Here is a 15,692-nt window from a genome sequence, read left to right on the forward strand (position 1 = left end):
CCAGATCAGCGCGGGCAACAACGCTTGTGCTATCTGCGTCAAAGTCGCGTGTGGTGGTGTTAAATACTTTGTTTAACGGTACAACGTCTACATTTAAGGTCTGTACACCACTCTTCGCTGATTCAGCAGCGTTCTTAATCTCAGCCGCTGCTGCTGCATTATTAGCTGCTTGTAGGGCTTCTTCGGCAGCTGTCGTTTGCGCCTGCGCTGCCGCAATGGCATCGGCTGCTGTTTTTTCTTTGGCTGTTACTGCCAAAGCAGCCTCTGCTGCTGCAGCTGTCTTAGCCTCCACAATGGCCTTTAATTGTTCTGAATTACCACTGCCGCTAGCATTTTGTGCCTCTTCTAATTCCTGTTGTAATTTTTCAGCTTCTGCTTTTGCGGCAGCAACTTCCTGTTGAGCTTTTTGGGCTTCTGCTCTTGCATCATCTAAATCTTTTAAAGCCTGCTGCAGCTCTGCATCAGTTGCTTCACCACCGGCTCCGTTATCGGTATCACCACCGGCTCCGTTATCGGTGTCACCACCGGCTCCATTATTGGTGTCACCACCGGCTCCATTATCAGTGTCGTCACCAGTCCCATTATCGGTATCGTCACCGGTTCCATTATCGGTGTCACCACCGGCTCCATTATCAGTATCGTCACCGGTTCCATTATCGGTGTCACCACCGGTTCCGTTATCGGTGTCACCACCGGTTCCATTACCGGTTTCAGGATTAGAAGGAATATCTGAAGGTGCTGTATAGTAGGAAGTAGAGCTACCATCAGAGCCACAAGAAGCTAAAATTAACGTGGTTAGAATAACCACACTGGCTTTTAAAGGCGTTTTTAACTTTTTTGAGGTATATAGATTTTTTGCAGTAGAAATAGCTGAGCTGTTTGATATTGAATGACTGATGATAGGTGACATTCGTCTTCCTCCATGAAGATGATGTAGTGTTGCATAGTTAGTAGTCTCGAGTGTTTATACAGTATGATGCAGCTACTAATAAGCACATCTGTTAACTGAATTTAAACAATAGCTTTAGTTACAGTACAGTATCAAACAAAAAAAAACAAACAAAAAAAGTATCTAACGATACTTTTTTTGTTTGTTATAGTTAAAAAAGACTAAATTTAATGTTTAATATTTACTGTTTTTCAGCTCCGAATGTGCCTTGGAATTTGGTTCCAGTACCTGGAGTCGTACCTTTACCACCTGAAGCACCTTCCATTGCTGAGGCATCTTGGTATATACCGCCTAGGAACTGAGCATCTTCACCGTAGAAGCCACCTGCGGTGTCGATACCATTTGCATTGCCAGCAAAAGTATTGCCGTCAATGGTTGCTACAATGCCAATCTTACCACTTGAGTTGTATTTGAAATCACCATTAAAAGTCAGTTCACCTTTAACAGAATTATTCACAAAGTCGACATCGAAACTTGATTTACCTTGCACCGGGTCAGCACCCATATCTGTAGTCTGGTAGTTATGCTGAGTCACACCTAGAGTAGTACTACCATCTACCTTGTTAAAATCACCCAAATGTAACTTCTCAATATAGGTTGCTATACCTTCATATTTTGCCTTACCTTCATTAACTTGCTTTAAATAATCAAGATCAGCTTGATCAGTTAAATGACCTTGGACATAAACATTTGAGACTCGTGATAAATCTCCAGCTATACCCGATCTAATATTGCCGTAGATATGACCCACTTGCATTTGAGTATCAAAACTCTCATATACTGATTTATAGTTGAAATTAGGGTTTAGTGAGCCTTTACCCGCTTCTACTGTGATACTACCAGATTCACCTAATGACACGTTCAATGGTTTTTTGACAGACTCTGGTTTCACCATATCTGCTCGTACAGATAAGCTATCAAATGAGGTGAAATTATCGCCATCTTGTGTATCAACCGGCACTAATGCACCGTCTTTGTTAACCAAATCAGCTTGATTTCCTGACCAGTTTGATTTGTCATCACGAATGGCGACATAGCCAATTGCATTGTCTAAAACAGTTTGTGCAATCTCAATCTCTCTAGCAACACTACTTAGAGCTGTAGATTGGAAGCCCGTCATTGCGCTATCAGCTGCTACGTCTGGGTTAACGACTGGTGTCGGCTCAGGCGTTGGCTCAGGCGTTGGCTCAGGCGTTGGCTCAGGCGTTGGCTCAGGCGTTGGCTCAGGTGTCGGCTCTGGCGTTGGCTCAGGTGTCGGCTCTGGTGTCGGCTCTGGTGTCGGCTCTGGTGTCGGCTCTGGTGTAGGCGTTGGTGTAGGCTCTGGTGTAGGCGTTGGTGTAGGCTCTGGTGTAGGTGTTGGCGTAGGCTCTGGCGTAGGCGTTGGTGTAGGCGTTGGTGTAGGCGTTGGTGTAGGCGTTGGTGTAGGCTCAGGTGTAGGCTCTGGCGTTGGCTCTGGCGTTGGCTCTGGCGTTGGCTCTGGCGTTGGCTCTGGTGTAGGCGTTGGTGTAGGCGTTGGTGTAGGTGTAGGTGTTGGCTCAGGCGGTAGCGGTGGCGTATCTGGGCTACTAGGAACCTCAGAAGGAGAGGTATAATAAGAGGTTGAGCTACTGTCTAGTCCACAGGAAGCCAGAATAACTGTGGTTAGTAAAAAAACACTCGCTTTAAGCGGTGTTTGTAATTTTTTTGCCGTGGTGCTGTTCAGCACAGAATAATTCATTGGTGACATTCATCTTCCTCCATGAAGACTAGGTATAATCTATTATTTCGTTTGGTTCAAATAAATCGAAATGAAATACTAACTTCGTTTATTTGCACCTTTTATATTAGGCAGACTTAATATAACAAGTCAATTATTTTTAGAATAGTTAATCTGTACAACTAAGATAAGTTGAATTAAATAAGATGCTTTATTGTGGCTTAAGGCTTGTGCATTAAGGGATAGCGTTCTTTTATTAAGCGGATACTTAATAAATAATAAATTGTAAGCAAATAAAAAAGCAGCCCCATCAGAGCTGCTTTTTTTATAAGAGATTATAAGTTTTGTGGTTATTTGTCCTGATAAGACAGTTTAACGCCTACAATGTATCCATCATTATCTTTAAAGTTTGAAACAACCTCACGACTTGGTAATGAGCCTTTTGCGTCTCCAAACCACAAATACTTACCACCAGCCGATACAGCCCAATTTTTGGTTAAGTCATATTTGGCACCAAGCCCCACACTATAATAACCCTCAATAGGGCCTAGTGAAGAAGTTGGGTCACCAGCGCCACTGTCCCAACCGACTGAACCAGATACAGCTAAGTTATCAGCCAACCGTTTACCTAAGCCTAATTCTACTTGCCATTGATCGTCACTATAATTAACTAAAGGTAAATTGGACGCTTTATTATAAAGTGGTGGCACAATAGAGAAGTCGCTCCATGGCACATAACGGATCTTAGCTGTGGCTAATGTGGTGGGGTTAATACCTGTCTGGAAATCAAAGTTGAAAGAGTCAGGTGTCTTTACTTTAAAATTACTAAAAGCTTCTGGGTTTTGACCTACAATAGCCAATGCTGGGAAACTTTCGGCGACCGTTAATGAGTGTTCGATTTCAGATCGATATGTCAATGCCGCTTTCAGAGCAATTTCTGGCTTACTATAAGAAAAACCTATTAAATAACCATAGTCAATATCAGGAGAGATATGTGCAGTATAACCAGCAGCTTGCTTGTAAGCATCGCCTTTTAATCTAACATCAGCTTTAAGGCGTTGCGCTACAGGACCACCATAAACCTGAAATTCATTATTAGCACCAAACTTTGCCCCGCCAATTACAGATAGATTATTAGAACGAACTTCTACATTTGTGGCTCCATCAATACTTAATAGATTAGCAACTGCATCTCTAGCATTTTCAGATGTGGCAGCATCTGATTTATTAGATTGTAGAAGTTGTTGTGCAGTAGCAAGCGCTTCTGGGCTTAGGAATTGACCTAGAGAACCTAATGTGGCCTCTGTGCCAGCTAGTGTATCATTAGTTTGATCTATAATACCGTTGTACTTCTCTAAAGAAGGTGCCGCAGCTAATTCTTTATAACTATCGAGGGTACTATTTAGACCCGCTAGAGCTGTAGCATATACTAAGGCATCCAAACCTTGTGGGTTCTGGCTGGCTTGTAAGCCTTGAACGGTCTCAATTTTATTTTCTGTATTAGCAATGGCCTGCTGAGCAATTTGCTGAATAGCCCCTGCTCCAGTCATATTTGCTACGCCAGTAAAATTATTATCGCCTCTATATTTAGCCGATGCCCCCCAAGGCTCATCATAAAGCACACCCACACTGAATCTATCATTCACATCGGTCTTTACACCATAGCGAAAAAAGTCATAGCCTTCCGCTATATCTCCAGTTTTATTACCTGAGTTATCCACACCTGAAACATCAGCATCTACATAGGTATAAACCGCTTCAGCGTAAGTACCATCTTGAAGAAAAGCAGTAACATCTTGCCCTGAGCGATCAAGGCCGGCAGCGTGTGTTAAAGAAGCTAGGGGTAATGTTAAAAGAGCAAGCGTCAGCTTAGAGATAGGGAATTTGTGTAACATATTGGGAATTCTCCATGAAAGTTATTGGCCACATGCTATCTGTTTATAAAATAGCGATGAGAGTCGCAGGCAATCCTGTGCCAAAGGCATACATATTCTTAACATACGAATAAAAATATTGAATATATGTAAAAATACGTAATTCTTGTAATAAGGATAGTGAAAATAAGTATTTATAGCAACACTTGTTTTAGTAATTTATCAAAAAACATAAAAAAGCAGCCTTAGGCTGCTTTTTTATGGCTTATCTAAGCAAAGCTGGCTGCTTAGAAATAGGACGTTTTACTATAAAGATTATTTATCTTGATAAGACAGTTTCACACCCAAGATAAAGCCATCATTGTCTTTAAAATCACTTACGATATTGCCATTTGGAATCTGACCTTTGGCATCACCAAACCATAGGTATTTACCACCGGCTGAAATGGCCCAGTTTTCATCAAGATTATATTTAGCACCAGCACCTACGCTATAGTAGCCCTCAATAGGACCTAAAGAAGTGGTAGGATCACCAGAGCCGCTGTCCCATCCAATAGTTCCTGAAATGGCTAGATTGGGTTGTAGACGTTTTGCTAAGCCTAATTCAACAACCCACTGGTCATCATCATAATCCACTAGATTTAAACCCTTAGGTCCATAATCAAACTGTGATGCGGCGTTATACAAAGGAGGTGTAATTTTGAAGTCACCCCAAGGCACCCAGCGCACTTTGGCTGTTGCTAATGTTGTTGGGTTAATACCGGTTTGGAAATCAAAGTTCACAGACTCAGGCGTGGTGATTTCCATTTTATTAGCCTGATTTGGTGGCACGCCACGCAAGGCCGCTAAAGGTAAATACTCACTAGCTGTCACCTCATGATCAATCTCTGAGCGATAGGTTAAAGATGCTTTTAATGCAATCTCAGGCTTACTATATTGCAGACCTGCGATCCAACCATAGTCAATATCTGGATTAACATTTAAATCGTAGCCCGTTGCGGTTTCATAAGCATTACCACGTAATTTTACTTTGGCTTTTAAGCGCTGGGCAACCGGACCACCATAAACTTGGAAGTTATTATTTTGGCCAAACTTCATGCCTAATAAACCGGTTAAGCTTTCAGAGCGCACCTCTACTTCTGTGGCTTCTGCATTTGTAAGAGCGGTATCTAGTACCCCTTCTAAGCCTTTCAAGCGCTGATAGTTTGCTTCTCCATCTGCAAGCGATTGCTCAGTCCCATTAACCAGTTGCTGAAAAGCAGCAAAGCTATTTATCTCTGGTCGGCCTAATTGTGCAGCCGTCTGTGCCACTTGTTGATCAATCTCTTCCATTGGCGCACCACCAGCAATGGCTGCGTTAATTTGCTGCTCAAAACCTTGTAAAGTTGCTAGCTGCTGTCGACCTTCTGCTAGTTTATCTGCTGTTTGATTGATAAAGCCTTTGAACTGCTCAACGTTGTTAACGCCTATATTATCAGCTTCAGGTGCACCATTACCTAAACGTGATGAGATAAGGCTATCTGCTACTCGACTTGGTGAGCCCACAAAGTCATTATTACCATGGTAATCAGCAGCTGCGCCCCAAGGCTCGTCATATAACACACCAATACTGAATTTATTATCTATATCTGTTTTTACACCATAACGGAAGAAGTCATAATCCTTAGCAATATCTTTTACTTTATTGCCTGCAGCATCACGGCCGGTTACATCAGCATCGATGTAAGTATAAACAGCTTCTGCATAGGTGCCATCTTGGAAAAACGCAGTGGTATCTTGACCTGAACGATCAAGGCCTGCTGCTTGAGCAACGCTTGCAACTGAGAAAGCCGCTATGGCAGTAACGAGGGGTTTAATAGCAAAGGATGAGCGCATTTATTTCTCCAAAAATTCCATTTATAGGATGGGCACTTGAGCTTTATGATTAGGCTTCTCATTAAATATGAGGTCATAAAACAGGGATGGATACTGACTATCGTTGGGTTACTTATTACCTACCGAACAATCAGTTATCGGCAATACTACTTAACTAAGAAATGAATTGCAACACTTTGATATATTTATACTTATTGTTTTAACAATTTTTTGGAGACCCTAAAGGAAATAAATTTTTGGTGTTTATGGTGTTATTTTTTGAGACAAACCGGTTTTATAAGGCTTAACACAAGGCCGTAGCGGTGCAATAAAAGCTATGCAAAAAGGTCATTATCTTTATTATGACCAGTGAGTCTTTAATATTTTTTAGAAGGGTTTAGGTTTAATAGTGGGGCGGAACTTCAGAGGCAGCATCAAAGGGAGCAATGCCTGAATCGATCTGACGGCTGAGCTGTGCATAGACCAATTGCAACTGACGCTGCATGTCTTGTAGCTGCTTATCTTGCTTAGTCACCACTGTATCTAAGCTATCTATGGTCAACTCCATATAAGCCACGTGAGACTGTAAGTCAGCTATCTGCTGCTGTAGGCTTTGATAAATGGGATCGGTCTGAACAACATTAGGCTTTGACATGGTAATGGCTTTTTTTGTGAATCAATTGTTTAGAAGTTAACAAATGGGTATAGAGACAAGGGCGAAGTCAATTAATCTCAAGCGGCAGTATTGACAGGTTATGATTTGTTGCCTGCATGATATACTGTGCTTAATTTTAGCATGTAGCACACGGTGATAATACAGTTATGGCACTTATTAATTTAAAAAACATCCACTTAGCCTTCGGCGTCGCGCCCATTCTTGATGGCATCGACTTAAGCATTGAGGCGGGTGAGCGCGTCTGTTTGATTGGCCGTAATGGCGAGGGAAAGTCTACTTTATTTAAGCTCATCGATGGACGCATTGTTCCTGACAGTGGTGAGGTGGTTATTAACAGCAGCGTCAAGGTGGCAATGCTTGAGCAAGACGTACCCGAAACCAGTGGGCGCATTTTAGACATTGTTATGGGCGGCGACAAAAAAACCGCAGAGCTGCTCATTGCTTATAACCAAAAGGCCGATGCTTGCGCGTCAGGGGACATGACAGCATGTGAGGCTATGTCAGACTTGCAGCATGATATTGATGCGGCACATGGTTGGGATTTAGAGCGTGAAGCACGCCAAATCATTACCACTATGGGGCTAGATCCTGAAGATGACTTATCCTCCTTATCAGGCGGCCGTAAACGCCGTGTACTTCTTGCCCGCTCTTTGGTGACTAAGCCGGATATTTTGCTACTTGATGAGCCAACCAACCACTTAGATGTGGCCAGTATCGAATGGCTAGAACAGTTCTTAAAAGACTGGCAAGGTCTTACCCTGCTTTTTGTCACCCACGATAGGGCTTTTGTTGATAAGTTAGCGACTCGTATTATTGAGTTAGACCGCGGCAAGCTCAGCAGCTATGACGTGACCCAAGGCGCTGGCGGTTACGCACGCTATCAAGAGCTAAAAGAGCAGCAATTGATCGCCGAAGAGAAAAACAATGCCAATTTCGATAAAAAACTCGCTCAAGAAGAGGTATGGATTCGCCAAGGCATTAAAGCACGCCGTACCCGTAATGAAGGCCGTGTACGTGAGCTAAAACAGTTGCGAGAAGAGCGCAAACAACGCCGTGAACAAGTAGGCAATGTCAACATCACCATGACCAGCGGCGATAAGAGCGGGAAGCTTGTGTGTAAAGTGAAAGACCTACATCTTGAATATGATGGTAATGTATTGGTCGATAACTTTACCACCACAATCGTGCGTGGTGACAAAATCGGTATTATTGGACCAAATGGTGCGGGTAAAACTACCCTGATTAAAGCCATCTTAGATATGTCTGATGATGAGGTTATCCAAACTGGTAGCGTAACTTTGGGCACCAATTTACAGATTGCTTTTTTCGATCAGTTGCGTGATCAATTAGATCTTGAGGCCAGTGTGGCTCAAAACGTCTCTGAAGGTTCAGACTTCATTGAAGTCGGTGGCAAAAAAACCCATATTATGAGCTACTTACAAGATTTCTTATTTGCACCAGAGCGGGCACGTACCCCCGTAAAAGCCTTGTCGGGTGGTGAGCGTAACCGCGTGCTTCTGGCCAAGCAGCTGTTAAAGCCTGCCAACATTCTGGTGCTTGACGAGCCGACCAACGACTTGGATATGGCCACCCTTGAGTTATTAGAAGAATCGGTTGCCAGCTTCAATGGCACTATCCTTCTTATCAGCCATGACCGTGCTTTTATGGATAACGTGGTGACCTCTACTTGGGTCTTTGATAAGGACGAAGCAGGCAAAGGCATCGTTAAAGAATACGTCGGCGGCTATCAAGATTACTTGGTTCAAAAACAGCGCGAAGACAGCTTTGCCAGCAAAAACCCGAGCGCTAAAGTCGAGGCCGAAAAAAAACCTGTTAAAGCGGCACAGCCTACATCTAATAATACTGATGACAAAGCGACAACAGCCCCCAAACGTAAGCTTAGCTATAATGAGCAGCGTGAACTTGACGCCTTACCCAAGCAAATTGCTGAGCTTGAAAAAGAGCAAAATCAGCTGCAACAAAAATTGGCCGACGGCTCGTGGTTTACCACGGACTTAGAAGCTGCTACTGCTGCCAGTGAAAGACTGTCAGAGATCGATGAAGCGCTCATGGCCAAATTAGAGCGCTGGGATGAGCTAGACAGCTAACTGCCGCAAGCTCATTGTCCGCAAAGCAAGTCCTTAATGAGTTAATATGACTGATTCCAATACCCCCACTCCCAATCCAAAAAAACAGGAATCTAATAAGATTCCTGTTGTTACTTCTGTGCAGCAGTTTGACCCCAAACAAAGCGCGCACGCCTCGCCTGCTGAGAGCTCTGTGGCTCAATCTGTTAACAGCTCGGTTAACCATACCAGTGACAAGGCAGCAGGATCAAAGGCGCTGCCTATTCCTGCTGGGATGCCAAGCATTACGGATAACCATAAGCAGGCACATATAGCAGATAAGAAGCCTTTTAAGTGGCAATTTTTATTGCCTCAGTACTGGCTGATCTGGCTCATGCTGGCTTTATTTTTGTTGCTGATGTATCTGCCTCTACGCTATCAATTTTGGATAGGTCGTAAGCTGGGTATCATCCTCTATCATCTGCTACAAGGTCGACGTAGGGATACCTTGGTGAACTTAAGATTGGCCTTTCCTGAAAAAATGGAGGCTGAGCGTGAACGTATGGCAAAGCAGGTCTTCGTCAATCAAGGCATTGGTATCTTCGAAACCTTGTGTGCTTGGCTGCGCCCGAATGTGTTTATGCGTACCTTTTCTATTTCAGGGCTTCAGCACTTAGTGCAAGCTCAGCAGCAAGGTAGAGCGGTGTTGTTATTAGGCGCTCACTATACCATGTTGGATTTGGGTGGCCGTTTGTTTACGCAGTTTGCTGCCACTGACTGTGTGTATCGTCCACAAAACAATCCACTGCTTGACTGGTTCATTTATAATGGTCGCCGCAATATTTTTGATGAGCAGATTGATCACAGCGATATGCGCAAACTGGTAAACCGTATTAAGCTTGGTAAAATTATCTGGTACTCCCCTGATCAAGATTACGGCTTAAAGCATGGGGTTATGGCACCCTTTTTTGGCGTACCTGCTGCCACCGTTACTGCGCCTAGACGACTGGCAAAACTGGGCAAGAAGTCTACTCCCCCAGTCGTCATGGCTTTACATACTTACCGTCAGACGCCAGATAATATGCCAAAAGGTAAGCGTCCGCATTACCACCTTACTATTACACCGATAATAGACGGCTATCCCTCAGCTGATGAAGTCGCTGATGCTACTCGTATCAATGAGGTATTAGAGAGTCTTATTCGTATTGACCCCACCCAGTGGATGTGGTTTCACAAGCGTTATAAAAACACGCCTAATGGCCGCAGTGACTACTATCCTTGATTGACACCGATTCATTCAGTCAGACACCTAAGTAAAAAGACGCCCCTTTGAAAGAGGCGTCTTTTTTGGTCAAGAAGCTATTGATTAAATAATAACCGCACTGGCCAACACATCGTCAACCGTTGAATTTAATACGGTTAAGTAGTCATTAGCATTTAAGGCCACTAAAACATCAGCCTTAGACTGAATGGTGTGACTGGCCAGACTGGTTAAATCATTAAATAACGATGAGGAGAATTCAATAATATCGTGATAGCCAATGTCGTTATTAAAGTCAAGGATAGTATCTGAGCCTGCGTTATTATTAACAACAAAGGTGTCATTGCCGATACCACCAATCAACCAATCATTGCCCGCACCCCCATCTAAGCGGTCATCACCTTCTGCACCATACAGCTTGTCATTACCACCAAGACCATACAGCACATCATTGCCTTCACCACCATGTAAGGTGTTATTACCTTTGGTACCTTGAATGGTATCATCACCATCACGACCGAAAACGATATTACCACTTAAATTATCATCCGCATCACTGCCTTCGGTGTGGACGCCATACTCTTTGCCTTCGCTGAACCATTTAATTACTGGACGGTTCTCAATCAGACCTGTGCTACCAATATCATAGTTGTTTAGGTGGCTTGCCAATTCACCATTGAAGCTGACTGATTCAACATTATTGGCCTCAACCAAATTGGTGCCTTTTTTATCTAAGAAAAATAAGGTGTCATCGGCCATCTTAAAGACATCCCAGTCGCCACTTCTACCTTCAATGCGTATTTGGTCATGACCCTCATTGCCATCAACATGATCAACGCCTGTACCTGCTTTGATAATATCATCACCCAAACCTGCGTCGATATAATCAAAGTTTTTGCCACCAGCGATTAAATCATTGTGTTCGCTACCCACAATAAAGGCGGCGCTGCCATAATGGCTTGAGGTGTGCGACTTGTCATCTTGCACCCATGTTGTCGCTCGGCTTACGGCGGTTAAATCTGCCACTATAACGGTGCTGTCTTGCTTGGTATATTCATAGAAAGTAGAGTTGCTAATGCGGCTGATGGCATCTGTGGTAACACCATTAATGTGCGCATACCAGCCAGTAGGGATATTTAATAGTGAAAATAAGCTCACATCCCAAATAGGAGATGCATATACATCATTGAATAACACCACGTTATCAGTTGAGCCGTCAAAATCTTTATCTGGGTTGACCAATCCAAAATCTGCTGCCTTGATAGCATCAATAATACTAGACTCGCTGCCAGTAATACGATGTACCACATCGTTCTCATAACCAAAGTTTAAAATAACGTCGGAGTTTTCATAAATGGTAGGTACGGCAAAGGCCATATAGTCAGCATCTTCAAAAAAACCATCTGCCAAATTTTCACGCTCAGCGGCGATCATATTGGTTACAGCAGCGCCTGCACTATATCCACTAATAAGGACATCGCTACCGTCTAAACCATTGGCAACAGCAAAGTCTTTAACGACAGTTAAAATAGGCTCTAATAAAGCGATGCCTTTACGGCTATTAAAATCCAGATAGTCTAAGACATCGATGAGATTATTGGTGCCCGAAATGTTGAGGTTAATGCCTATCAGTTTGCCGGCATTGTCATATTGGCCGAAGATAAGCGCTTGCGGGCCACCCACAGTCTTGCCACTGAACAGGCTATCTATTTGAAAGTAGCCTTCCTTATCTACTAAAGAATCACTGACACCTAAGTCGCTAGGCGTAAGCTGCGCCCAACCATCAGGAATACCTACTTTAGTCTCATTGGGGAACAAATCACCGGTCAGTTTACCAACAACATTTAGCGCATCAGCGCCTGGGATAAAGCCAAAAAAGCTGACTGCATTGGTATAGGCTGAGAGACGACTGGCATCGTCTACTAATTTGGCGGCCTCTTCACTTGAGTAGTTTTTATAGTCGAACATTCCCATACACGTTATATCCTTATATTGTGTAGTAAATCCATTTTACTGGGTTAAGTTGAGACCTGACTATAAAGCACTAATGCAAGTCTTAATATAGCGGAATGTAAACCAATGAGTTCATTTTTTCTACAAAGTATTGCCCATATTAAATTATTTTTTAATACCTTACTTTAATACCTTGCTTCAATTAAATAAAAATAATTAACACGATAAAATCAAATACTTAATAAAAAATTAGTTTATATTAAATAAAATAAAGCTTAAGTTATCAAGCAGATACAGCCCCTTGATAGTCACGCTATTAACGCAGTCATTAAGACGGCAAGCTAAGACAAAAAACTTGCGTAAATCTGCTATTGTCGTTTGTTTCGCTGTCCTTTTATGCTAATGCCTAAGGCCAATAGGCTAAGCAAATAAATCAGAATTTGTTATACTGCATTTACTTAAAATAGCTTCTTATATCTAAAGCCAGCCAAACCACTTCTCTTTGTAAAAGTAGACCCCTTATGACTGTAGAACAAAATACTTCAGAGCACACTCAAAAAGCCGAAGACACTCAGCCAAAACGTATCTTAACTGGTGTTACCACAACCGGTATCCCACACTTAGGTAACTATGTGGGCGCTATTCGTCCTGCGATTCAATCTGCGCAAAACAGCCTAAATGAAGAAGATCAGTCTTTTTTCTTTTTGGCCGACTACCATGGCATTATCAAATGCTATGACCCAAAACAAATTCACGAATCAACCAAAGCCATTGCCGCCACTTGGCTTGCGTGTGGTCTTGACCCTGAAAAGGTAGTGTTTTATCGTCAATCTGATGTGCCTGAGATTCCAGAGCTTGCGTGGATTTTAAACTGTTCATGCCCCAAAGGACTGATGAACCGAGCCCATGCTTATAAAGCGGCGGTCGACATTAATAATGAAAAAAGTGACGTGGATCCCGACCAAGGTATCACCATGGGTCTGTTTGGGTATCCTGTATTAATGGCCGCCGACATCTTAATGTTTAATGCCACCCATGTGCCTGTCGGCCGTGACCAAATCCAGCACATTGAAATGGCGCGCGATATCGCCGGTACGTTCAACCACAAATACAAGTCATTATTTACTCTACCCTCTGCGGTGGTAGATGAAAATGTGGCGCTACTCACCGGTCTTGATGGTCGCAAGATGAGCAAAAGCTACGGCAATACCATTCCTTTATTTGGTGAATATAACCCACAAGTAGACCCCGAGAAGCAGATGCGTAAGGCCATCATGCAAATTGTGACCAATTCACAAGCCCCTGAAGAGCCAAAAAATCCTGATGACTCGGTAATCTTTGAGATCTATAAAGCCTTTGGTAGCACAGAAGAGATTGCAGATTTACGTGCTCAGTTTGAGGCGGGGATTGCTTGGGGCGATGCTAAGCAGATTTTATTTGAAAAAATTAATAGTGAAATCGCCCCTTTCCGCGAGCGTTATTTTGAGCTGATGGCCAACCCTAAAGAGCTAGAGGAAATCTTGCTCATGGGGGCCGAAAAAGCCCGCCGTCACAGCCGCAAACAGTTGGATAAAACACGCCGTGCTATCGGTATTAAGCCGTTAGCTAAGCTTAAATAAGGTTGGCATTTTTTGACAACTGTAAATGATAGCCGCTCAGACACGCAGGCCTATTCTGAGCCAAATTTAGACTCAGGCGCTGGTATTAGAATCTATACCACGCCTGTACAGTCATTGCCAGAAGACTTGTACATACCACCTCAAGCTTTTGCCATTTGGCTTGATCAGTTTGAAGGCCCACTCGACTTTTTATTATATCTGGTCAAAAAGAACAATTTTGACATCACAGACACCGCTATTTTGCCAATTACTGAGCAGTATTTGGCATATATCGATGAGCTTGATGCTGATCATTTTGAGCTGGCTGGTGATTATCTGCTGATGGCTTCGACTTTGATTGCCATTAAGACCGAGCTATTGCTACCGGCGCCTGAGAAGTTAGAAGATGAGCGCGACCCGAAAGCTGAATTAATATCTCGTCTGGAGGACTATGCTCAAATTAAGGAGGCTGCTCGTCGTTTGGACAATCTGATACGTCTAGAGCGTGATGTATTTTTGGCAATGGCTAGCCTGCCAGACCCTGAGGTTATGGCTGCCCAGCTACCAAGCTACCCTGCTGAAATACTGGTGGAGAGCTTATTAAAAATGCAGCTTAAACCTGACTATCAGATGCACAGTATCAAAGTTGATCCTATTCCCTTATCAGATCGTATTGCCAGCATCAGTCGCCAGTTAAGTGAACGTGGTGAAGGCGCCTTTATTGAGCTTCTTGATCAGAGTCAGGGACGTCTTGGGGTGGTGGTCAGCTTCGTGGCTGTGCTTGAGCTAATGAAGCGTCAGATTATTGATGTGATTGAGACAGACAGCGCGTTAACAACTGCGTCTGTGGCCATAAAACCACTCGCCACCCATAACATTGCCAATACCGCACAAGATGCCGTTATAGATGGCGCAGTACCGGCTGAGCATAAGCCGACTTATAGCCTATCAAGTTTAAAGCTGCGCTGGGTCGCTTAATTCTTTATTGACTATGATGCCAACCCTCCTCGTCTGTGTGACCCCCCTTTAATTTTTAAAAGCCTTACTGATTATGCCCAATACGCCTTTTAACTCGCCCCTTACAGTTACCACAGTTTCAGACCCCCATAAGGACAATGATGTGGCAGCAACAGGTCAATCGGCACAGGCTGACATGAGCGATACAGCGCAAACTGACCTTAACAATTTTCACCGTTATGATCAGCTAAGCCGCCGTATTGAAGTGTTGCTACATGCCTCTGAATCACCTCTGACCGACAGCCAACTTAGAAAACATCTGTCTTTATCAAAGCCGGAGCTTGAGACTGCTCTGTTAGTCTTACAGCAAAGACTGACCACAGGTGTACTCAGCTTAAGTGAATCTGCCAGCGGCTATCGGCTACAGATTCGCAGTGAATATAGTGCATTAATTCAACACGTCTTCCCGCAGCGATTAGAGAGCTTAAGTCAGGCATTGCTTGAGACTTTAAGCGTGATTGCTTATAAACAGCCTGTGACCCGAGGTGATATTGAGCAGGTGCGAGGTGTCACCGTATCTAGCAATATATTAAGGCAGCTGTTTGATAAAGGCTGGATTATTGAAAAAGGCTATCGAGAGACTCTAGGGCGCCCTGCCCTTTTGCATACCACGCCACAGTTTTTGGATGCCTTTGGGCTTGAGAGCTTGGAGCAGTTGCCGCCACTTCCTGATTTAAATTTGCAAAGTGACTAGGGCATTCAAGCCAAGCGGTAGGCATCTCATTGATAACTATCTATGATGTAAAAA

Annotated in this window: 10 protein-coding genes and 1 pseudogene; 5 read left to right on the forward strand and 6 right to left on the reverse strand. The window is 43.4% G+C overall.

What is annotated here, in order from left to right:
* The 5 genes and pseudogenes from JMX92_RS03895 to JMX92_RS03915 form a co-directional block, all read right to left on the reverse strand.
* Positions 1–910: pseudogene (locus JMX92_RS03895) on the reverse strand (hypothetical protein); the annotation flags it as partial.
* A gap of 220 nt (positions 911–1,130) precedes the next feature.
* Positions 1,131–2,675 (reverse strand): transferrin-binding protein-like solute binding protein, encoded by a 1,545-nt coding sequence (locus tag JMX92_RS03900; protein WP_201544024.1) that lies wholly within the window; start codon positions 2,673–2,675, stop codon positions 1,131–1,133.
* A gap of 320 nt (positions 2,676–2,995) precedes the next feature.
* Positions 2,996–4,540 (reverse strand): hypothetical protein, encoded by a 1,545-nt coding sequence (locus JMX92_RS03905; protein WP_201544026.1) that lies wholly within the window; start codon positions 4,538–4,540, stop codon positions 2,996–2,998.
* A gap of 294 nt (positions 4,541–4,834) precedes the next feature.
* Positions 4,835–6,394 carry an outer membrane protein transport protein gene (locus JMX92_RS03910; RefSeq protein WP_201544028.1) on the reverse strand — a complete coding sequence of 520 codons (1,560 nt, stop codon included), beginning with the start codon at positions 6,392–6,394 and terminating at the stop codon, positions 4,835–4,837.
* A 382-nt stretch (positions 6,395–6,776) separates the two neighbouring features.
* Positions 6,777–7,028 (reverse strand): SlyX family protein, encoded by a 252-nt coding sequence (locus JMX92_RS03915; RefSeq protein ID WP_011961163.1) that lies wholly within the window; start codon positions 7,026–7,028, stop codon positions 6,777–6,779.
* 167 nt (positions 7,029–7,195) lie between these two features.
* Here JMX92_RS03915 and JMX92_RS03920 point away from each other — a divergent pair, with 167 nt between their 5' ends.
* Positions 7,196–9,157 carry an ATP-binding cassette domain-containing protein gene (locus JMX92_RS03920; RefSeq protein ID WP_201544037.1) on the forward strand — a complete coding sequence of 654 codons (1,962 nt, stop codon included), beginning with the start codon at positions 7,196–7,198 and terminating at the stop codon, positions 9,155–9,157.
* Between the two features lie 253 nt (positions 9,158–9,410).
* A complete protein-coding gene (locus JMX92_RS03925) occupies positions 9,411–10,397 on the forward strand; it encodes a lipid A biosynthesis acyltransferase (RefSeq protein WP_201544101.1) in 987 nt (328 codons plus the stop codon).
* Positions 10,398–10,481: 84 nt separating this feature from the next.
* Here the strand turns inward: JMX92_RS03925 and JMX92_RS13720 are convergent, their stop codons facing one another.
* The gene (locus JMX92_RS13720) at positions 10,482–12,350 is read right to left on the reverse strand and encodes a calcium-binding protein (RefSeq protein ID WP_201544039.1); all 1,869 of its coding nucleotides are present in this window, start codon (positions 12,348–12,350) and stop codon (positions 10,482–10,484) included.
* 500 nt (positions 12,351–12,850) lie between these two features.
* On the opposite strand from JMX92_RS13720, the gene trpS reads away from it, so the two are divergent.
* The 3 genes from trpS (at position 12,851) to scpB (ending at position 15,638) form a co-directional block, all read left to right on the forward strand.
* On the forward strand, positions 12,851–13,948 hold the full coding sequence (gene trpS / locus JMX92_RS03935) for a tryptophan--tRNA ligase (protein ID WP_110816952.1): 1,098 nt from the start codon (positions 12,851–12,853) through the stop codon (positions 13,946–13,948).
* 84 nt (positions 13,949–14,032) lie between these two features.
* Positions 14,033–14,905, forward strand: a complete 873-nt coding sequence (locus JMX92_RS03940) for a segregation and condensation protein A (RefSeq protein ID WP_162522629.1) — start codon at positions 14,033–14,035, stop codon at positions 14,903–14,905.
* Positions 14,906–15,080: 175 nt separating this feature from the next.
* The gene (gene scpB / locus JMX92_RS03945) at positions 15,081–15,638 is read left to right on the forward strand and encodes an SMC-Scp complex subunit ScpB (RefSeq protein ID WP_041773796.1); all 558 of its coding nucleotides are present in this window, start codon (positions 15,081–15,083) and stop codon (positions 15,636–15,638) included.
* Positions 15,639–15,692 lie beyond the last annotated feature (54 nt).

This window comes from Psychrobacter sp. H7-1, assembly GCF_904846585.1.
GTDB classification, from domain to species: domain Bacteria; phylum Pseudomonadota; class Gammaproteobacteria; order Pseudomonadales; family Moraxellaceae; genus Psychrobacter; species Psychrobacter raelei.

Excerpts from the sequence above, each read along its gene's own strand:
- JMX92_RS03900 (WP_201544024.1), bottom strand. The coding sequence starts at position 2,675 with ATGTCACCAATGAATTATTCTGTGCTGAACAGCACCACGGCAAAAAAA.
- JMX92_RS03905 (WP_201544026.1), bottom strand. The coding sequence starts at position 4,540 with ATGTTACACAAATTCCCTATCTCTAAGCTGACGCTTGCTCTTTTAACA.
- JMX92_RS03910 (WP_201544028.1), bottom strand. The coding sequence starts at position 6,394 with ATGCGCTCATCCTTTGCTATTAAACCCCTCGTTACTGCCATAGCGGCT.
- JMX92_RS03915 (WP_011961163.1), bottom strand. The coding sequence starts at position 7,028 with ATGTCAAAGCCTAATGTTGTTCAGACCGATCCCATTTATCAAAGCCTA.
- JMX92_RS03920 (WP_201544037.1), top strand. The coding sequence starts at position 7,196 with ATGGCACTTATTAATTTAAAAAACATCCACTTAGCCTTCGGCGTCGCG.
- JMX92_RS03925 (WP_201544101.1), top strand. The coding sequence starts at position 9,411 with ATGCCAAGCATTACGGATAACCATAAGCAGGCACATATAGCAGATAAG.
- JMX92_RS13720 (WP_201544039.1), bottom strand. The coding sequence starts at position 12,350 with ATGGGAATGTTCGACTATAAAAACTACTCAAGTGAAGAGGCCGCCAAA.
- trpS (WP_110816952.1), top strand. The coding sequence starts at position 12,851 with ATGACTGTAGAACAAAATACTTCAGAGCACACTCAAAAAGCCGAAGAC.
- scpB (WP_041773796.1), top strand. The coding sequence starts at position 15,081 with ATGAGCGATACAGCGCAAACTGACCTTAACAATTTTCACCGTTATGAT.